22 protein-coding genes are annotated in these 18,967 nt (G+C 34.6%); 4 read left to right on the forward strand and 18 right to left on the reverse strand.

The annotated features are described in order from the left end of the window. Positions 1-22 precede the first annotated feature (22 nt). From A5878_RS16070 to A5878_RS16085, 3 genes are all read right to left on the reverse strand, one after another. The gene (locus A5878_RS16070; RefSeq protein ID WP_005230557.1) at positions 23-664 is read right to left on the reverse strand and encodes a hypothetical protein; all 642 of its coding nucleotides are present in this window, start codon (positions 662-664) and stop codon (positions 23-25) included. Between the two features lie 1,132 nt (positions 665-1,796). Then, complete coding sequence (locus A5878_RS16080; protein ID WP_005233213.1) at positions 1,797-3,059, reverse strand: radical SAM/SPASM domain-containing protein; 1,263 nt, start codon at positions 3,057-3,059, stop codon at positions 1,797-1,799. 10 nt (positions 3,060-3,069) lie between these two features. Next, entirely contained in the window at positions 3,070-4,338 is a 1,269-nt protein-coding gene (locus A5878_RS16085) for a radical SAM protein (protein WP_005230552.1), read from the reverse strand. A gap of 95 nt (positions 4,339-4,433) precedes the next feature. Here A5878_RS16085 and A5878_RS16090 point away from each other — a divergent pair, with 95 nt between their 5' ends. Next, positions 4,434-6,041 (forward strand): ABC transporter ATP-binding protein, encoded by a 1,608-nt coding sequence (locus A5878_RS16090; RefSeq protein ID WP_005230550.1) that lies wholly within the window; start codon positions 4,434-4,436, stop codon positions 6,039-6,041. A 62-nt stretch (positions 6,042-6,103) separates the two neighbouring features. Then, on the forward strand, positions 6,104-6,262 hold the full coding sequence (locus A5878_RS16095) for a hypothetical protein (RefSeq protein WP_008380281.1): 159 nt from the start codon (positions 6,104-6,106) through the stop codon (positions 6,260-6,262). A 130-nt stretch (positions 6,263-6,392) separates the two neighbouring features. Here the strand turns inward: A5878_RS16095 and A5878_RS16100 are convergent, their stop codons facing one another. After that, the gene (locus tag A5878_RS16100; protein ID WP_005230546.1) at positions 6,393-6,845 is read right to left on the reverse strand and encodes a GNAT family N-acetyltransferase; all 453 of its coding nucleotides are present in this window, start codon (positions 6,843-6,845) and stop codon (positions 6,393-6,395) included. 389 nt (positions 6,846-7,234) lie between these two features. On the opposite strand from A5878_RS16100, the gene A5878_RS16105 reads away from it, so the two are divergent. Both A5878_RS16105 and A5878_RS16110 read left to right on the forward strand, forming a co-directional pair. Further along, positions 7,235-7,654 (forward strand): MerR family transcriptional regulator, encoded by a 420-nt coding sequence (locus tag A5878_RS16105; protein WP_005230545.1) that lies wholly within the window; start codon positions 7,235-7,237, stop codon positions 7,652-7,654. 75 nt (positions 7,655-7,729) lie between these two features. Beyond that, positions 7,730-8,596, forward strand: coding sequence for an aldo/keto reductase (locus A5878_RS16110; RefSeq protein WP_005230543.1), 867 nt, complete (start codon positions 7,730-7,732; stop codon positions 8,594-8,596). Between the two features lie 267 nt (positions 8,597-8,863). Here A5878_RS16110 and A5878_RS16115 read toward each other — a convergent pair whose 3' ends face one another. The 14 genes from A5878_RS16115 to A5878_RS16195 all read right to left on the reverse strand — a co-directional run bounded on the left by A5878_RS16115 (position 8,864) and on the right by A5878_RS16195 (position 18,349). Beyond that, positions 8,864-9,808, reverse strand: a complete 945-nt coding sequence (locus tag A5878_RS16115) for an NADP-dependent oxidoreductase (protein ID WP_005230541.1) — start codon at positions 9,806-9,808, stop codon at positions 8,864-8,866. A 146-nt stretch (positions 9,809-9,954) separates the two neighbouring features. After that, entirely contained in the window at positions 9,955-10,305 is a 351-nt protein-coding gene (locus A5878_RS16120) for a helix-turn-helix domain-containing protein (protein WP_034869480.1), read from the reverse strand. 354 nt (positions 10,306-10,659) lie between these two features. Beyond that, positions 10,660-10,917 carry a hypothetical protein gene (locus tag A5878_RS16125; RefSeq protein ID WP_005230538.1) on the reverse strand — a complete coding sequence of 86 codons (258 nt, stop codon included), beginning with the start codon at positions 10,915-10,917 and terminating at the stop codon, positions 10,660-10,662. Between the two features lie 31 nt (positions 10,918-10,948). Next, complete coding sequence (locus A5878_RS16130) at positions 10,949-11,320, reverse strand: hypothetical protein (RefSeq protein ID WP_005230536.1); 372 nt, start codon at positions 11,318-11,320, stop codon at positions 10,949-10,951. A 116-nt stretch (positions 11,321-11,436) separates the two neighbouring features. Further along, entirely contained in the window at positions 11,437-11,721 is a 285-nt protein-coding gene (locus A5878_RS16135) for a hypothetical protein (RefSeq protein ID WP_005230534.1), read from the reverse strand. 135 nt (positions 11,722-11,856) lie between these two features. Further along, entirely contained in the window at positions 11,857-12,105 is a 249-nt protein-coding gene (locus A5878_RS16140; protein ID WP_005230532.1) for a hypothetical protein, read from the reverse strand. A 518-nt stretch (positions 12,106-12,623) separates the two neighbouring features. Further along, positions 12,624-13,016 carry a hypothetical protein gene (locus tag A5878_RS16145; RefSeq protein ID WP_034869483.1) on the reverse strand — a complete coding sequence of 131 codons (393 nt, stop codon included), beginning with the start codon at positions 13,014-13,016 and terminating at the stop codon, positions 12,624-12,626. A gap of 222 nt (positions 13,017-13,238) precedes the next feature. After that, positions 13,239-13,445, reverse strand: a complete 207-nt coding sequence (locus tag A5878_RS16155) for a hypothetical protein (protein ID WP_228077414.1) — start codon at positions 13,443-13,445, stop codon at positions 13,239-13,241. 54 nt (positions 13,446-13,499) lie between these two features. Then, positions 13,500-13,706, reverse strand: a complete 207-nt coding sequence (locus tag A5878_RS16160) for a hypothetical protein (protein WP_005230526.1) — start codon at positions 13,704-13,706, stop codon at positions 13,500-13,502. 114 nt (positions 13,707-13,820) lie between these two features. Next, a complete protein-coding gene (locus A5878_RS16165; RefSeq protein ID WP_034869487.1) occupies positions 13,821-14,312 on the reverse strand; it encodes a helix-turn-helix domain-containing protein in 492 nt (163 codons plus the stop codon). A 409-nt stretch (positions 14,313-14,721) separates the two neighbouring features. Beyond that, positions 14,722-15,273, reverse strand: coding sequence for a hypothetical protein (locus A5878_RS16170; RefSeq protein WP_005231945.1), 552 nt, complete (start codon positions 15,271-15,273; stop codon positions 14,722-14,724). 1,537 nt (positions 15,274-16,810) lie between these two features. Further along, positions 16,811-17,449, reverse strand: coding sequence for an ABC-2 transporter permease (locus A5878_RS16185; protein WP_005230522.1), 639 nt, complete (start codon positions 17,447-17,449; stop codon positions 16,811-16,813). Beyond that, positions 17,428-17,979, reverse strand: a complete 552-nt coding sequence (locus A5878_RS16190) for an ATP-binding cassette domain-containing protein (RefSeq protein ID WP_005230521.1) — start codon at positions 17,977-17,979, stop codon at positions 17,428-17,430. The genes A5878_RS16185 and A5878_RS16190 overlap by 22 nt, the downstream gene beginning before the upstream one ends. Continuing rightward, on the reverse strand, positions 17,948-18,349 hold the full coding sequence (locus A5878_RS16195) for a hypothetical protein (RefSeq protein ID WP_005230519.1): 402 nt from the start codon (positions 18,347-18,349) through the stop codon (positions 17,948-17,950). Before A5878_RS16195 ends, A5878_RS16190 begins: the two co-directional genes overlap by 32 nt. Positions 18,350-18,967 lie beyond the last annotated feature (618 nt).

Below are 18,967 nucleotides of genomic sequence, written 5' to 3' on the forward strand. Positions count from 1 at the left end.
TTTTACCTCCTATCGTTAGATACTATTTTTCAGCAGCGGAAGATAGATCAATATGGTACGTATGTGTCAAATCTCCATCTGCTTTAAATTCGATTTCGACCGCTTTGATCGCTGGCAAACTTTGTTCTTGCGCCACTTTAAAATGAATAAAGCCATCTTTATGTTTGTCATGGGTCAAAATCTCATCATCTAAGTAGTCCACAAACACTTCCGCTTCTACTTTTTTGCCATCATTCAACACCAAATAGGCTTTGTCAGGTTTGATTTTTTTGTCTTTCGAATCTTCATTAAACAATTGATATTTCAGTGAGAGCAATGTTTTGTATTCTTTGTCTTTGTCTTTGAATTCTTCTACATTCACGATTTTTACATGATTCACTAAAAAGCGAATGTGATCCCAACCAGCATTTTCATAATTCGTTTCATACCAAACGACGTCTTTGATTTTCGGATCGATTCCCTTAGTTACGATTTCTTCAAAATACCCGTCATCACTCAATTTTTCACTTCCCACAACTACTTCATCTGACGAATCGCTGATCAACGTTTCCGTTCCAGACCCAGAGACCACTTCCCCTGATTCTTCCACTGTTGAGCATGCACCTAGAGTAAACAAAACGCCTACACCTAAAACGAAACCTGCAACTAATGATGTTTTCTTCATTGTAAATCCTGTCCTTTCTTTTATTATTTTTATTCCATCTCAGGTATACCATTTAACCCAAAAAAGCGAATACCTAATTTTTTATTTTAAAAACAAAAAAACGCGAAAAATAATTCGCGTTTCGGTGCTATCATGAAGTGCAGATAAGAACAATGACCATTGAAAAGAAAGGACTGAGTTTTTTTGAGAGCGCTTGTGGTCGTCCTAACTGCCGTTTTGTTAAGTATCAGCCCTCTTTCAGCTGACTTTTATCTGGAAAAGACGGACAGACATACTTCTAACGCAATGTTTTCTCGGATAGAAGTTGCCCAAAATGAGTGGGCGACTACTGGATCAAAAAGATTTGTTGGAACGCTGATGCTTCCTGATGCAAAAGGCAGCCTGTTGACAGCTGACGGGCATTTTATGAGAAGACCTTCCAAGCTTGCGACGAATAGACGCGTAGCAATAGCAGCTTGTAGGGTTCAAAAAACACCCAAAATCGCACGGGGCAGTCATCTGTCTCAGCGCTGTAGCTCTTTAGCCCCTACGACTTTGCGGTTAGAAAAAGCGTGTCAGGCACGGCAATCAAACGTCCTTAGCTCTCATCCGAGTATCTGGTGTCGTACATGACGCCTTCATCCACAGGGTTTCCGCAGTGATGGCACATAGGTAAGTCAAAAACAAATGATCCTCAAAACGTTTATCCTCCGGCGTATCCTAGACAAATCTACTTCCCCATCCTGAACAAAAAAATAGCCACTACCTACTTTCCACTTACTTGTGCCATCCTCTGCTTGATAAAATGATCAAAATTTTTTGATTGAAAAGAAAAAATTGCCTATTCTGTTTTGATCATTTTTTTAGTGATCGATCATTACTTAGCTAGCTAAGCCCCCCAAACCTCAAGCAGCCCCCGAAAACAGTTTCGGAGGCTGCTTGGGGTGAGCTTTGCTCACTATTTAGTTTTCTTATAAAAATTTTAATATGAGAAATCATTTATTACAATATGAATGAGAAAATTGAGTTACGCTTTCTATTTTCATAAGTAAGTATAGATTCTATTCACAATGTAACATAGTAACCTTATTTAACTAAGCTATTTTTTTAAGAAGACCTTATCAATCTTCTGAAGCAAAAATATTCCACCAGATTATATTAGTCTTGCCGAAGCCATTTTTATATGCTCTTCAATATTGTACTTATAGCTAACGCACTTCGACTCACCTGTATTCATTCGAATTAACGGACAGCCTCCTAAACACAAAGGTTGAACTTTACAACTTGAACATTTCGCTTTCGAAAAAAATTTGTACTCTGTAAATGTTTTATGCACACTGTTCAATTGTATTCCTGTATAGATATCTCCAACTCGTCCAATCGTTTTACCAATATGAACCCAGCATTTATATAAAAATCCATTAGGGTCGATTACATAGTCATCTCGATTGATAGCTTCGCAGAACCCAATCGTTGTCCGTGGTATGGCAACAATATTTATCCCTCTTTCCAAAAGACTTTTATAAACCATTATTTCTTCTTTCGAAAACTCTTGGGATGTATAACATGTGGGTGTTTTGTAGGTATCAAAATCCTCTACCGGCGCAAGATAAAAGCCAACTTTCTTAAGTAAATTAAAATTATCCAGCGAGTTCATCAAACGAATAACATCTTCATGATTATTCTCCCTATCTATATTTACTCTTACAGTTACTGGAATATATTTTAGAGTTTTAACTATATTCTGTAATATTCTTGCAAATGTCCCTTTCCCATTTGTTAAACATCTTCTAGAATCATGATTTATCTGATCCCCATCCAGAGTAATTTGAGCATAATTAACGTGATAACTTTTTAAAAGTTGTGCAACTTTTTCTGTTAGCAAATAACCATTGGATACAATTTCTGCGTTGAAATTTTTATATTTTTTTTCGTTTTTCATTATTATTTCACTTATAACTTTAATAGAGTTCAATCCCATCAAAGGCTCTCCTCCATACCAAATTACTTTCAATGACTGATGGGGTAATACATTTTTAAGAATAAACTCAGCTGTTTTCTTAGCAGTTTCAGTAGTCATAGTATGTTGTCTAAACCCTTGCTCGTAACAATAAAAACAGGAAAAATTACAGTTCATCGTAGGGGCAATTGTGAAAGTTACTTGACTAGGATTATATCGTTTTTCATTTGCCACAGACACTAATCTTGCTTCTTCATCAATCTCATCGGAAACAATGATATTTTGATTTTCTAAATAAGAGAATAATTCTGTTTTCTCAAAGTTATCGTTATTAATAAAAGTCTGTAGATCATGGAACTCGCTTTGAGTTAGTAAAACGATAGCAGAGTATACCGAATTGTACAAAAGTATTTCATTATCCACTTCTTCAACAATCGTATATTGCGATAATTTCATAAAATCACTCCTAATTAAATTGGGTAAAAAATTTTCTGTTACCTAGATTTGTATGCTTTACAAAAGAACGTATGAATGTTTCTCTATCAATTGAATAGTTGGGGTTACATGAAGTATCACACTGTACCTTTCCTCGACACACTGCAATTAATTCACATGAATTACACTGATTGTTGCTTTTCGGAAGAACACTCTTTTGGTCATAAAGGCTATATTGAACATCTTCTGCAAAAGAAGATGATTCTGTAAAACTTTTTATTATTCTACGTTCATAAAAATTTGTTGCATTACATAACCCTATAGATCCATCAGAGAAAAACTTTACAGACCAAGGATTATACGCATCGCACTCAAAGCGATACGAAGAAAATGGAGAGACATTCACCAGGAAACCGTTTTCAATTAGGTGATCAATTGCAGTTGAAGATACCCACTTTAGATATTTTTCATAGGATAATGCATTGAAATAATTTTCATTAAACTCATAGTTATTAATGTAATAGCAATTGATATGGGCTTTGATATCACTTTGGCGGATCGTAACGAGAAAAGACTGAAACTCTTCTGTATTTTTATCAGATGTATTATAACCAATATGGATTTTAACACGTCCGCTCTTAGATGCTACCGCTAGATTTTCAAAAATCTTATCATACGTTCCGCTTCCACTCTTAAGAGATCTATTTCTATCATGATCTTTTCTAGATGTTAGTGTAGTATCGACAATTAAAGAATCAAAATGATTTATAAAATCTGGAGTGAGTAGATAGGCGTTTGTTCCTAAACCATAAGAAATTGAGAGTGATTTCTCTGACGCAATTTGATCAATCTTACTTTTAATTGCGAGAATTCTTTTTTTATAAAGAAGTGGCTCGCCCCCGAAAAAATAGATATATAGTCTCCGAACGCCTAGCTGAGCAATGTCTAAAATGTATTGCATTATATTATTTATCGTCTGATCAGTAATAACATTTTTAGAAAGGAAATCATTCTGGTAACAATAAGTACACGAAAAGTTGCAATCTTCTGTGATATTTATAGTGATAGTAACTAAGTCTCTCTTTAAATTGATTGTTTTCTGTTTATAACTTTCCAAATCACCGTGTATAAATCCATTTTCAAATAAATATTTTCGTTCACCTTCACTTATTTCGCTCGAAATCTCCGTTTTACTTTTCATTTTTTTTGAATCAATAGTAACTATTTCTTGCGTTAATGTATTGCAAAGAATAGTCTCGTTACCGTTCTCAATGATATCGACATACCGTGAAAAACGCATCACCTAACCCCCTTTTTCAATAATTATACATTTCACAAAATAATATTTCAATTTTTTTTTAATTTGTGATATAGTTTTTACATAGGAGGGAGAGAATGAAAAAAATATTAAAAAGAAACCAACCACTTTTCTTTTTGCATGTGATTTTATGCGCAATGGCAGCGCTCATTCAAGTTGGGGTTGCTTTGGTGTATAGACAAATCACCGAGGTTGCTATGTCAGGAGATGTAAAAAGACTTTTATTTATTGGTATATTCGCCTTCTTTTACATCTTATTGAACACGATGAGCGATTTTATTCCAAGAAGAAGTAAATCCGTCTTAGTTCAATCAATAATGAATCAACTGAGAGAGAGTCTCTCGCAGAAAATCGTTCGAATGAATCCGGTACTATTTCTTAAAAATGAGAAAAACGAGTATCTCTCAAAGTTGGCAAATGAAATGAAAGTCGTTGAATTAGAATTTTTAAAGCCCGGATTTGGACTGATTTTAAGCATTTTTACCTTTCTATTCTCTCTTTTATTCACACTAAAATTAAACACTTCTTTTTCATTGATTATGCTGCTCTTAGCTTTTAGTCCTTTGCTAGCCCCTTATTTCGCTAAGCGAATCCTTAGTGATCGTCGCAAGTCCGTTGTTCTGGAGCAAGATCGTACACTTAGTTTATTTGACCAACTTCTCTCAGGATACCTGACCTTACGTGTCGGCAAAGGTTTTCCAACATATACGAAAATTTTTACTAACAGTAGTGAACGATTAAAAAAGGAAAGTATCACTTTTGAAACCTTACAAGGACTGACTTATGCAATTTCTTTTGGACTTGGGGATCTTGCCTATTCAGGGACATGGATCGTTGGTGGTTTCTTTGTTGCTGCCAAAATAATCACCATTCCCGATCTTATTGCGATGACTACACTAATGAGTACGATTGCCGGTCCGTTAGAGTATTTCAGTACTTCAGTTACAGATATTTTAGCGAGCAAGAAGGTCGCGGACGATCTTATAGCTTTCATTGATGGTACCGATGATGATGAGCCCAATCGCTCACTTGAACTTGCAGAACCAATAACTACTTTATCGATTGAAAATCTGCATTTCCATCATGGAAATCGTTTGATTTTTAATGGTTTTACTCAAACATTTGAGCGTGGAAAAAAATATGCTATCACTGGCGCAAGCGGTAGCGGGAAGTCGACACTATTGAATATTTTAGCGGGAATTTACCCTATCGACGATCATCAAGTATTGGTTGACCAGCAAGAGATGAATCAGCTATCTAGAGACTCCCTTTATGAGAAAGTTGCACTTGTCCAACAAAAAACTGCTATCTTCCAGACGAGTATTGCTTACAACGTTTCTATTTTTAGTGAATACGAACTTGAAAAAATCGTTGATGTTTTAAAACGAAGTGGATTAGATGATCGCTTTGATAACAATGATTTAACCGATACGCAAGATAATACATGGATAAACTTTCTTTCTGGCGGCGAGCTTAGACGGCTTGAGATTGCTCGGGCAATCTTTAAAGATTCCGATGTTATTCTTTTTGACGAACCAACATCTGGTCTAGACAGTATAAACGAGATGATTATCAGTGACTTAATCTGCTCACTTACAGATAAAATAATCATTGTCGTTACTCACTCAACAAATCAGGAATTTCTAGGTTCATTTGATGAGCTAATTCAGTTAAATAAATCATGAATTTAGATGATATAGGCCTACCTTATGTCATCTGGAAATATAAAAGAAAGGAGAGGTATACAATGAAAGTAATCTCTGAAGCTTCAAAAGAACAAATCATCACCATGTGTGGAAGTAATCAGCATTCCCATCATCCACCAATCATCTTACCTGAAGAGACTGATACACCATTTTCAAATCAGAAAAAAGAAGAGATAAAAAAAGAAGAGAAAGCTAGTTAAGAGAAAATCATTTGATCCTTACTTTACTTATTAATAAGGATAATAGCAATCAAAGAAGGGGTCGTGACTAGCTATATATGTCTCGACTCCTTCTTACATATTTCCCGCAAACGCAAATAATTTTTAACAGCTACTTGTTATCAACTTTCTTCATATAAAGAATTGGATAAGGGTTTCCTTGTTCGTCTAACTCGCTTCTTTTGTATACCTCAAATCCCATATGCTCATAAAATCCTTTCGCCTGAGGATTCTGTTCATTTACTCCCAGTTCATTTACAGAATAGTTTTCCATCCCGTATGCCAAGAGTTTTCTTCCTAGTCCCTTGCCTCTTTGTTCATTTGCTATAAAAAGCATTTCAAGATTTCGATCCGAGATCCCCATGAAGCCAGCTGGCTCTCCATTTTCACTTTCTACGATAATCAAATGTGGCACATGATGCAATGCCTCTGGAATGTATTGCTTAATGGCTTGGATTTCGGTCTCTGACAAAAAGGTGTGCGTCGCCTTAACAGAACTCTCCCATACTTCAATTAATTGTTGCTCTAACTTTTGATTCATACTACTTACTTCTTTTATATTCATGGATAGTCACACTCTCATCAGCTTATTTTCGTTTTTCATAACAAGAATCGCTGTTTCATTGATCCAAGTTAAGAATTTTCAACATCATCATAACATGAGATGGATTTATTTAAAATCTATGGATAAAAACTGCCTCGCTCAAATAGATAACGAAACAATCAATTCTAAGAGAGTATGACTTGCTTTGAAACACACTAAGAAAGGAGCTTTCAATACTGATGATTTCTCAAATCATTCTGTTGAAATAAAAATGCTTGTAGCTTTTTCTTCCCGAATAGTCGCCATAACGAACAAAATATATTCTTTTCAATAAACGATTTTAAACCACTTGCCCTAGAGTCCACTTCAGGGTTTATGATTACTTATAGAAAAGATAAGGAGAACCAACGATGAATATAAAAAAAGCAGCGGAAATGTTTGATTTGAGCGTAGACACATTGCGCTATTATGAACGAGTCGGTGTGATTCCACCTGTCCAACGCAATGAGAGTGGCTATCGGGTGTACACAACAAATGATCTAAACTGGATCTATTTAGCAAAACATTTACGAAATGCAGGATTGTCGATCGAATCGCTAATTGAATTTGCTCAATTGGCACAAGTACGTGAAAGTCAAAATGTCGAAAAAGCTCAGAAACAGATTTTAGCCGATCAACTCGAAGAATTAGAGAAAAAGTTAGCAGCAATGCAGGAAGTAAGAGACCTACTTATTTATAAGATAGAAACGTATGATGAGCATATCGCAAAATTTAAAGCAGGAAATATGACCCCTGATAAAGTGGAAAAATTATGGGAACGAAAAAAGTAACATCTTTCACTTGCTATGGACTTAACTCCAAGGTTTAGGATAGAACATGCAATGAAAATTAGAGGAGGAAACATTATGCAAACAATCACACTCAATAATGGTGTCACCATGCCGCAACTAGGATTTGGCGTTTATCAAATTCCTTTGGAAGAAACAGCAGAAGCTGTTTACCAAGCAATCAAAGCTGGGTATCGACTGATCGACACTGCTTCTATTTATGGAAATGAAACAGAAACAGGCGAGGGAATCAAGCGCGCCATCACTGAAGGTCTAGTCACTCGAGAAGAACTTTTTGTTACCTCTAAATTATTTATTCTCCAAGCTTCCGAAGATAAAGCGAAAGAAACGATTGAACATTCGCTTGAAACAATGGGATTAACTTATCTTGATCTCTACCTTATTCACCAACCATATGGAGATATTTATGGTGCTTGGCGCTCAATGGTTGCTGCTCAAAAAACAGGGAAATTACGTGCAATTGGCGTTTCAAATTTCAAATCAGCTAAGATGATCGAGTTTGTCGGCTTGAATGAGGTGAAACCTCAAATCAATCAAATCGAAGTGAACCCTTGGAATCAACGAGTGGAAGATCAGGAATGGCATGAAAAATATGACGTCCAAGTGGAAGCTTGGGCACCTTTTGCAGAAGGACGTCATGACCTATTTACCAATCCGACATTAGCAGAAATTGGCACGCAATATGGCAAAACGGTTGGCCAAGTTGTCCTTCGCTGGTTGATGCAAAGAGGGATCGTCGCTTTAGCAAAAACAGTTCGTCCAGAACGGATGGCTGAAAACATTGCTATTTTTGACTTTGAGCTTTCCCAGAAAGACATTGAAAAAATAGCCGCTTTAGATAAAAAAGAGTCCGCATTCTTTGACCACGATGCACCGCAACAAGTGGAATGGTTTATGGTGCGGATGTTAGATACTGAAAACTAATAGGGTTTTTATTGAAGGAAACCAATACAAGTCCGCTTCCGTTTCGAAAGGAAGCGGACTTGTATTGGTCCTTACTGAGTCGTATCTTGTCTCTTTTCATTGTAATTCTCACAAAACTCTTTGGAGATTCTGCCTTGATCAAGTAACTGAAGAATCCATCGATTAAACTCATTTCTCTGGAGCACTGGGCTTGTAGCTAAACAACGGACAGCGTTCTGTTACGCTCGCTCTTAAAATCTCTATTGTACGATTTCTATTTACTACTCCCTATTTATCAAAGACAATGATCTTTTTGCCAGTATTTCCGCCTGCTTGGAAATCAAGGTGAGCTTGCTTGATTGCTTCTAATTCAAAGGGATATGTCTTGTCTACAAGGACATCAAGTTTTCCTTGCGCATAAAGATCAATGACTTTTTCCAGCTCTTCAACAGTCATGAACCCCATAGAATACATACCAGTAATTCCTCTACGCTCCGTTTCTTCTTGGTTGATTGGCGCATTAACAGAAGTGACGCGTCCACCTTTTTTGATTACTTGATAACTGTTCTCCAATGTTTTAGGACCAGTCAAGTTGACCACTAAATCGACATCAGAAACCAATTTTGTGAAATCTTCTGTCTGATAATCGATCGTTTCATCCGCACCTAGTGCCTTCATATAGTCAGCTTGTTCAGCGCTGCCTGTTGCTATGACATACGCTCCGGCATGTTTTGCCAGCTGAACAGCTTTAGACCCGACACCGCCAGCACCGCCATGAATCAGTACTTTTTGTCCATCTTTTGCTTGACCATCACGAATGGTTGCACCATAAGCTGTGGCTACGCCAAGGAAAAATCCACCTAACGGCACCAAGTCCAGCTCCTTCGGTACAGCAGCAACAACTGCTGACTCGTCTAACAAAATGTATTCAGAATATGTACTCATAAACGCCATCCCAACCACATGATCACCTACTGAAAAGCGGGTCACATCATCTCCGACAGCTGTTACGATACCAGAAAAGTCTTGTCCCAAAGAGTGTGGAAGCACAGGTTTCAATTCTTTTGGCATCGTTGGAAATGGTCCATTCGCACGAATAACAATATCAGGATCATTCACGCCGATCGCTGCGGTTTTGATCACAATTTGTTTAGCAGCTGGCTCAGGGATAGCAGTTTCAACAATTTGCATCACATCTACAGAGCCATATTGATTCAGTATCATTTTTTTCATAAAAAACCCTTCTTTCTTAAGATGATTTCATTATGACCTATTACCTCAATAATAAAAAGTACCATATTTTTTGATAGGTACTATCGTTTTCAATAGATTTGTGTAATCATACGGATTTCAGGTACAAAAAAAAATCCTTGAACGCTTCAAGGATTGACTACTTTTTCGTTTTCTGACTCATAGGTAGAAGCAAATGTTTCTAAGGCATCCAAAACTGGCATGAATTTATGTCCCATTTCGGTCAGTGAGTATTCAACTTTTGGCGGCACTTGCGGATAGTCTTCACGATGAATGAGGCCATAGCTTTCAAGCATGCGCAATTCCTTTGTCAAATTTGCTTGGGTCACCATGGGCATTTTACGACTAAGCGCACCGAAACGAAGCGTTTTGTGCCGTAAAAAGGACAAGATGACCATGGACCACTTGCCGCGTACGACCTTCTGGACGCTAGCCACTGGGCATTCTACAAATAATTCAGTTTCTTCTGTTTGCTGCATCACTACTTCCTCCTATTCGCTCACTTTTGCTGCGGTCTTTCATATCAGCAATACTACCGAAATGATGACGACATACGAAACCATGAAGTATAGACATCAGTATATAACGACTGCAAAAAATAGCAAGCCCGTAACGCTTATCTGAACTCTCAAATCGGCTTCAATCAACCTAATTTTAGAGCTTCTAGGCGAACAACCAAGCCATCCTCAATTCCTTTACGCTTATAGACAGCCACTGCACAGTAATTTTTAGATCAAGATGGCTGCTGCCATCACAACGAAAGAAGAGACGACATGCGCAATAATCGGTTCTCCACTATTATCTCTGCATCAAAGGCTACCTCTTTATTTCAATTAAATGATAGAAAGAGTGATCAAGGCAATCCCAAAAGTGATGCCATCTAGAACAAACCATTCTTTTTTACCTTGAGACGCCTTGGTAGCAATCAAACAACTTACTCCATAAAGAATCAATAGAATTCCTATGTTTATGGGAAAAGATAACCAAGCTGTCAGGGCATTAACAAATAAGAGAAGCATCAATGGTAAAATATAAAATAATGCATACCACTTTTTTAAATAGTGCGGCAGCTTCTGGTAATTTGAATACATCTATTTATCCTCACAATTCATTTCATATTGGTCATTTATTTCTGATATGAGCAGTAAGTACTTTCGTTATAAAATGAGACAAAACAAAGCTTAGGATGATAATCCCAAAAGTAATAGCAAAAGATAAAATCGTATTCTCCAGTAAATTAGCAAATAAGGGCAGCTTAATATACAAATAACACCCAATTGCCGCAATAATACTACCTGCTAAATAGAAACAAAGCATTTCAGCGACTGTTTTTGAAGAATGAATGTTTCGATCAACTGATGAAAAGTCGCCATTTTGAAAAGGTATTGGTGATCCAGTTTGTGAAGGATCAGATTTTGTATTCATTACGTTAAAGGAATTACTAGATAGATTGCTAATTGAATGTTGTTTTCGATTCTTTTCGTGATTGTTCATAGCTATTCAGACCTGCTTCCCTAAAAAAATTCATTATTTTCAATTCCTTCAAAATAATCTCAATACCATGATTTCATGCATTGTGCTATTGCATCTATTCAAAAAACTCTATATTTTCAAAACCAAGTCGAATCAACAGCACGTTGTAGGGTCATCGGTCCATGTTTTGCTTCATATATAAAATCTTTTGACTGTAATCCAGTACGCTCCTTAAAAATTTTCTCAAACATAGAAGAATCGTTAATGGGATCGTCATTGTGTGTCAAAATCAATATATAATGTTTCTCTTTTGGATTACTCCAGACCCCCATATTACTTAAAGAAGCTAAATCAAGCGGTGGAGTATTAGAAGATAAATTAATCGTATACTGGCGTCTATGCAAAACATCATTTATTTTCATAAAGCACTTCCTTAATTAGTTAGTATTTCCTCAAACATTACAGATCCAAACAAACAATAATTACCTTTTCATTTAAATACAAACATACATCATATTATATTGCGTTCCTCTTAAGCATTTTTTTCAAGATAAGCTTCAGTTCTTCCTATCTCTAAAATAACAAAAAACCAAATAACCACTCGAGCATACTAACAAAGGAAGCCCGATATAGAGCATACCAGTTCCTAATGGATAATTAATAGCAAGATCAAGTTGGATATTCTTAAGTTCTTCTTTGCTGATTGTGTCAAAATCTTGAATAGGGATCAAAATCGTCTGTAAAAAAAGGCCAACGATCGTCATAAAAAGGCTGATCCCAAAACAGCCAATTGCAAATTTTTTCATAAGAGTCCTCTTTTCAGCATACACTTTCTTACTGTATGTTCTTATTATATATGCCGACCACTCAAAAAAGAAGTTTAAATTATTTTTACGCTTTCATTTTAAAGAATTATTTAAAACGACGAAAACAGTCAGTTTGTCGTTGTATCATCATTACTAATTAACAGTCCATAAGAACCAACTGGTATACTGACAGAATTGTTTAAAGCTGGATTTTAGAGAGGAATGAGATGATTTGTTTTATCAGGCACGCTAGCTCTACTATATATTTACTATAATTGCCTAATGAAGAGGTATCCTTGATTTAATCAAGACGGGGTAAGCCTTTCCACTCTATAAAAGAAAATATGATACTGTTAGCAATGTATCATACTAGGAATTAGGACAGAGAAATTCTTCTCTATGCTTGATTTTTATTTTCTTAACATATATTTTGAACTATAAATAGTTGATTATAATTCTTTAAGCAATGAGAAAGGAGTCAGTAAATTTATCTTTTTAACCCACCACAAAAATTCTCTTTATCCTTTCTGTTTTTTCCGATTTAATCGATGCTCATTTATTACAAAACCAACTATCCCTACCAATATAGCTACAACAGAAACGATTAGGTCATAGACAGTCAGGTCATGAAATCTAAGAACCGGCGCTACTAAAGTAACGAGGCTAAACAAAAACACCCGTTCACTTTTATGAAGATTTGGTTCATAAGTCATACTTGTCCAAGTGACACGAATAACGTTGTGACGAAGCAAAGACGCCCATAAAATGACCAGTACGAGGAAAGTGAGAATGATCATAAGTACCGCCGTTATGCCATAGTACTTCACTTGTCGTATAAGTGAGGACAGTATAGCTAAAAGTAAATAAAGACCCACCAATCCTAACCGTCGCTTCTTTTTGATAGTATTCATGGTCACACCCCCTCTAGACAAGATTTAAATAAATAACCAGAAAAATGACGAAACAAGTGACGGTCAGTTCGATTATATTTTCTGTACGTCTCGTACGGTTCTTAAAAAAAAATACCCGGAGCAGTCGAAGAAAATTGTGAGCGATATTTTTTGGGGAGAAAAAATCCTACTAATATTCCTACTAGGACCAAGTAGAAGGGCCAGTTCGGTGAGACCCCACGATTAAGAAAAGCCATGGCGAATGCGATCACGTAAATCACTACCTGAATAACCGTAATACTGTAAACCTTTTTTAACTCTTTCGACATCGTTATGCCCTCCAGTAGAAGATAAAAATCTTGATTGTAATAGAATTGCTACGGCGTAACCGAGTTTTATAAAACTAACTGACCAGATTACAACATCCTTTTCAACCGCATAAGCTGTCAATGAAGCGAATCTGGCTCCCATTTGAAAGACTGTTGTTGGCTGATTCCCTATCCGCTATCTCTCGGTTAACTCATCCCTGAATTTCAGGAATAGCTCTTTCGCTTGTCCTGTGCTCATGTTTGTCAGATCTTTGATTTTCTTGACCATGCCAATATCATTTTCGTTTTTTGAAAGCATTTGTCGTGCCATTTCTTCTTTGATTTCTGCTTCTTCTTCCTTCGTTAAATTTCTGACTTCTTTCTTTTTACCAAATAGTCCCATCCTGCTCTCTCCTTCTTGTAAAATTTATGCGCTTTTCACACCAGCCAGACTGAAGTACTCTTTTTTATCTAAAATGCTGTTTTTCTGTCCATGACTTGATTCCTATAATCTAATCTACCATTTCCGTCGAAATCGAGGAAATGGTTCGTTCTCTTTTTTATTTTTAGGGAAGATATAAAAATAAAACACGGAGCCAATGATAATCGCTGGCGGCACAGAGATACTCAATAGTTTTAAAGCGGTGGTTAACAATACACCAAATTTTTCTTGAATAGAAAGATTCATAATCGTGCTGAAGTCTTGATTGAACGAAGTTATGATCATCGTGACAAAAAAGATCAAGCAAAAACTGATCACCCCATACTTGATACTTACTTTTAAATCCTCATTGTCTTTCTTAGTTTCTTCCAAAAGTAATGTTTCTAATGAGATATCCAATTCTTCGGCTATTTTGATCATATTTTTTTTGCTAGGGTACGTAGCACCTAATTCCCATTTTGAGATCGTCTTGTCACTTACTTCTAATAATTCTGCTAGCATACTTTGCGTCAGCTTGTTTTTTTCTCTATATTCTTTCAGCTTCATTGCTAATATCGTTTCTTTCATTCCAACCACTCCTCATCCATTTCTACCCTTCATTTTGACATAAAACCTATCATTTAACAGGAATTCTTGAAAAAGAGAGTAGAATAGAGGGGATTTCATGGCTATTTCTGGCGATTTGCCTGAAACATACTACCGAATCCTTCCTTACAACAATAGTTGCTGTGCATTCTAATATCTTCTAAACAATGTCAAACCAGAAATTATAAGCATCTGTAAATAATTAAAGGAGGAGCAAAAACTTCCCGGTTATTGCCCTCCCTCATTTCTCAAGAAAATTTGTTAATAGAAGATTTTCTATCTATCATTCTTATTAGAAGAAACCAAAGTGCTTTTTCGCTTCAATGTATACTATATGATTCTATACATACACCAGCATTATAAACACCCTAAAAAAACCTAAGTCATTTTCTCATACACCAAAGTTGTGATAGAAGAATTGGATTAACGCTACAGTAGCTGAAAAAACAAGTAACAATATAGAACGATTAATTAATAGGACATTTGACTTAGGTGTGTAATATCCATTATCTAACGCTACTTTCAATAAGTTTGTAGGATGATTGTCTAAATATTCTTTCCAAAACAATTCAATTTCGTTCTTCGAATATACTTTTTTTACATATAAAATAGCTATAATATCCGCTATAAGAGTTAACTGAAAAAAAATAAAAAGGACACTTAACCAGTACACCATTGATAAGAATGGCGTAAAAAAATATAGGAGTATGAATATGAGTTGAAAAAAATACGCTAGGTGACGCAAGAAAAAACCAGTTTTAGGATTTTCTTTAAAAAAATAATTGGTTTGTTTTTTTAACAATCCTTCAGCCTCTTTTAAAGACATTGAGCCAAACTCATTTGCAATTTTTTGGTAAATTTGTTTATTTCCTTTTTCATTTTGTCTAATTAGTACACCACAAGCAATGAGTAACACCCAATAACATACTATATAAATAATCATTATATTATATTCCTCACTCACCTAATCTAATAATTTAAAATTCAAAATCATCCTTGTTACTCTTTTCGAATCGATTCAGCTCTCTTATTAATTATTAGCTTATATATTCACTATATTGATACCAGATTCAATGTTGTTAGTTAATGGAAAAACTAAGGTTGATTTACTGTGACTCTGAGAATTATTACTTCTATTATTATTTTGATTAATATAAAGTGACAACGTTAGTTCATCATCATTTCCATCGAGTAAATATGATACTTCATCATAGTTGTTCAATTCATTTTTCAGTTCTACAATTAATTGTTTATCAGCAATTGAGACTTTGTTTATATTCGATCTATCAATTAGTTCTTGTTTATTATCTGTAATAACTTCTGTAAAATAATGAACTGGAAGGTAGCTAACTTCTTTTTTTGGAATCTGATTATCAACAAAGTTGAGACCATTATTACACTGACAAAAATAATTTTTGATAGTTCTTTTTCATTATTAAACCCCTCAAGTAATTAATTATCTTGATTATATAAAAAAAACATGTCTTAGTCTAGATAACAGTTTGAAGATGTAATAAAACAATACTGTAAACGATTACTGATATAGAAGGGAAATACATTATTAGGTAAATTTTATAAAGTAGTTGCATCATCTTCATAAAAAAAACACTGCACTATTAGCAATGCTCTAAGAATACATGGATTAATAAATTTTTTAATTTACCTTATCTCTCACTAAAACAAATCGATTAGTACCATCAATTTTTCGATACTCTCGGTCACAAGTTTTGCATAGATAATGTCCATTTGAGTAAAAAGAATTTCCTTTCCTTACCGTAATTTTTTCTAGATCACCACAATCGCATTCTATCCAATCAGGTGGCCAATACCATCGTTGATTATACGGTGTAACAGGTACTTTCCCTTGGTCACCGTAACATTTCCGCTCAAAAACCATATGAATCATCCCTTCGTGATAAAACACTATAACGTGTATATATTTATTATATAGTGTTTTTCAGAATAGACTTTTCTTGTTATAAATTTGTCTCTATAAGGGCCACTGGAACATTAGTTTTTGGCAATCAGTAAAATAAGTTATAAAATCTTATTATAACAATGTTTTATAGTTTCAAAAAGTCATTGTCAAAATGATTCTAATTAATCATTCCCAAAAACTACCGCTATTTTCTGTACGGATGTTCCAGTGCCCCCTTAAACGAGGGATCAAAAAAGGATCAAAAACTATTAAGTTTCTGACACCTTTTTTATCCTGAAATACATCTTATTTGGTAACTAATAACGGGAAGTATAAATACATCAACTTTTTAAAACGGTTCAGAGAAAATATTGTTGGCGCACTTTAAACATAAGATAGATGCATTTTGATTCTCTAAAGCCTTGAGGGATTTTTCTTGAGCGCTATTGATTTTGGGAGGAAATTGCCATTTAGTCCAACATGTTTCATAAGTACTTATTTCTTTCTTACATCTGTTACAATAAAATTTTTTTGACTTTACATCGTACATGTTAAAGCTCCTTTAATCTGTATTTGGACATTGGTTAACCATCTTTTTTGTAATTCTAAAAGATAGGTATATCCATATAAGCAAAAACAATAAACAAACTAAGAACAAGCAGAAAAAGAGAATGTAATTTGATAATTTAAATATTTCATTTATCATAGAAGTTTTCAATAAGTTTTGAACTAACATGAATATAACAATCAGTATCAGAAAAACGATTGAGCTTCCGTTTATTCCAGCTAAATAAACCGCTGGTATTAAAAGGGAAGTGTATATTACACTAATAGCTATTGATAATCCTATAACACTTAAGTATACCAAAATTGAGTATTGGTTGTAAAAAAGTAAAAATATAGAATCTACAATCAAATTGAATAGTGAAATAGTTGCTAGAACAACTCCCATAACAGTATATCTTGATAGGACTATATCCGTATGTCTAATAGGCAAAGTAGTAGAAAAATAGTACCAATCGTCTTTATGATCATCTGTGAATAATGGTAGTACAATCGATACAGAAAAAAATATACTAATAATATTAGCTATTATAAGCCCAGTTTCTTTAAATATCAAAACAGCAGTAAAGTATATGATCAAAAATGAGATAACATACATTATTTTAATCTTATTCCTTAAGGAATAAACACAGCACATCCAGTTTCCTTTGAAAAATCTGATATATAAGATAGTAATGTATCTCTAAATACGGGATCCAATCCATTAGTTGCCTCATCCAGCAACAACAATTTGGGCTTTCGAAAAAAAGCATAGGCAAAATTTAATTTCACTTTCATACCATGTGAATAATCGTTAATTTTTTTATCTTTTGGTAAGTCGAATTCCTTTATGTATGAAAAAAATAGCTCCTTGTTCCAGTTGTTAAAAACTTTGCTAAAAATAGAGTTTATATCAATAGCTGTAAATGATGCGTTGAAATGATTTTTGTCTAGAATAATGGCCATTTCTGATTTGTCTGTTTTTGTGTGCTGATCGCCCCAAAAAGATATTTCTCCATTGGACGGCTCTAAATTTTTAAATATTACGTTAAATAAAGTTGTTTTCCCTGCACCATTTTCACCTATCAAACCAACAATATCCCCACTGTAGAGTTTAAAACTTATGTTGTTGAGACTAAAGTCGCTCCTCTCAAAATTAACATCTGTTACTTTCAAAATTTCCTGCATAGTAATTCTCCTTATTTAAATCATTAAAAATAGCGGTGATATATGCTTCTACCAATGCACCTAGAAAAATAGCGATAATTCCTAATAATAAAATTAATTTTGTATTTTTGACGTTTGCCACATGATATTCAATACTTTTCAAACCAATAAGTGCACCCAAGAAAAAACCAAAAAACTCGATCCCTCCATGAAGTAGAACGGATACTGCACCCATTTGTAACATAATAATTAGCGGCGTATTAATGCCTAGAAGATAAGCATTAGATATTATTACAACATAGGTAACATACTTATTTAGAACACATCCGCTACATAATATAAAAAAAAATGAAATTATTGAAAAAAACTTTTGTGAAAAAGTAAAAATCATTTTCGCCCATTACTACTTCTGGCCGATCTAAGTTTATGAACATCAAACTAATAATAACAATAATAAAGTAAGTTAAAAAAAATAACACATTAATTTTGCATTTCTTTCTTGTAATCTTGGAACATCAGAAAAGTAACCCCTCTTAGTTAGAAAAAAAGTAAAGAATAAGCAAATCCAGGATATACCATATAGAAATAATAAGTGTAAAATCTTTTTTACTTCCTTCTATTTTTTTGTAAACAGATATGCGAGTATGATTATACTGATAATTTCAAAAGGATTGACCTTGGTTATTAGAATATTTACTAAGTGATTATCCGACTTAATCAAACTATTCAATCCTATATAAGACTCTTTACTAACTCCAAAAATGGCGCCCAGAAAAGTGTTCCTTATTTAGAAATAAATCATCCATTGTTGTTCCTCCTCTAATTGGTTTTGACCATTCCTTCAGTAATTATTCAAACGTTAATTTTGCAATCTCAAAATCAAAATACGTTCCAGATACCCAGTCAACATGACCGCTATCTGTAAAAGTTTTGCGGATCACATCCTCTTCATCTTATAGTGCATGTATGGCATCAAGGATTGCCTTTGCTTCGTTCTTCTTAAAAATAC

The organism is Enterococcus sp. 3G6_DIV0642 (assembly GCF_002140635.1).
Lineage (GTDB): Bacteria > Bacillota > Bacilli > Lactobacillales > Enterococcaceae > Enterococcus_D > Enterococcus_D casseliflavus.

Coding starts and splice junctions, on each gene's coding strand:
- A5878_RS16070 (WP_005230557.1), bottom strand. CDS start 664: ATGAAGAAAACATCATTAGTTGCAGGTTTCGTTTTAGGTGTAGGCGTT.
- A5878_RS16145 (WP_034869483.1), bottom strand. CDS start 13,016: ATGAATACTATCAAAAAGAAGCGACGGTTAGGATTGGTGGGTCTTTAT.
- A5878_RS16090 (WP_005230550.1), top strand. CDS start 4,434: ATGAAAAAAATATTAAAAAGAAACCAACCACTTTTCTTTTTGCATGTG.
- A5878_RS16135 (WP_005230534.1), bottom strand. CDS start 11,721: ATGAAAATAAATGATGTTTTGCATAGACGCCAGTATACGATTAATTTA.
- A5878_RS16185 (WP_005230522.1), bottom strand. CDS start 17,449: ATGTGCTGTGTTTATTCCTTAAGGAATAAGATTAAAATAATGTATGTT.
- A5878_RS16080 (WP_005233213.1), bottom strand. CDS start 3,059: ATGAAATTATCGCAATATACGATTGTTGAAGAAGTGGATAATGAAATA.
- A5878_RS16095 (WP_008380281.1), top strand. CDS start 6,104: ATGAAAGTAATCTCTGAAGCTTCAAAAGAACAAATCATCACCATGTGT.
- A5878_RS16085 (WP_005230552.1), bottom strand. CDS start 4,338: ATGCGTTTTTCACGGTATGTCGATATCATTGAGAACGGTAACGAGACT.
- A5878_RS16190 (WP_005230521.1), bottom strand. CDS start 17,979: ATGCAGGAAATTTTGAAAGTAACAGATGTTAATTTTGAGAGGAGCGAC.
- A5878_RS16115 (WP_005230541.1), bottom strand. CDS start 9,808: ATGAAAAAAATGATACTGAATCAATATGGCTCTGTAGATGTGATGCAA.
- A5878_RS16165 (WP_034869487.1), bottom strand. CDS start 14,312: ATGAAAGAAACGATATTAGCAATGAAGCTGAAAGAATATAGAGAAAAA.
- A5878_RS16130 (WP_005230536.1), bottom strand. CDS start 11,320: ATGAACAATCACGAAAAGAATCGAAAACAACATTCAATTAGCAATCTA.
- A5878_RS16170 (WP_005231945.1), bottom strand. CDS start 15,273: ATGATTATTTATATAGTATGTTATTGGGTGTTACTCATTGCTTGTGGT.
- A5878_RS16110 (WP_005230543.1), top strand. CDS start 7,730: ATGCAAACAATCACACTCAATAATGGTGTCACCATGCCGCAACTAGGA.
- A5878_RS16140 (WP_005230532.1), bottom strand. CDS start 12,105: ATGAAAAAATTTGCAATTGGCTGTTTTGGGATCAGCCTTTTTATGACG.
- A5878_RS16120 (WP_034869480.1), bottom strand. CDS start 10,305: ATGCAGCAAACAGAAGAAACTGAATTATTTGTAGAATGCCCAGTGGCT.
- A5878_RS16100 (WP_005230546.1), bottom strand. CDS start 6,845: ATGAATATAAAAGAAGTAAGTAGTATGAATCAAAAGTTAGAGCAACAA.
- A5878_RS16105 (WP_005230545.1), top strand. CDS start 7,235: ATGAATATAAAAAAAGCAGCGGAAATGTTTGATTTGAGCGTAGACACA.
- A5878_RS16125 (WP_005230538.1), bottom strand. CDS start 10,917: ATGTATTCAAATTACCAGAAGCTGCCGCACTATTTAAAAAAGTGGTAT.
- A5878_RS16160 (WP_005230526.1), bottom strand. CDS start 13,706: ATGGGACTATTTGGTAAAAAGAAAGAAGTCAGAAATTTAACGAAGGAA.
- A5878_RS16195 (WP_005230519.1), bottom strand. CDS start 18,349: ATGATTTTTACTTTTTCACAAAAGTTTTTTTCAATAATTTCATTTTTT.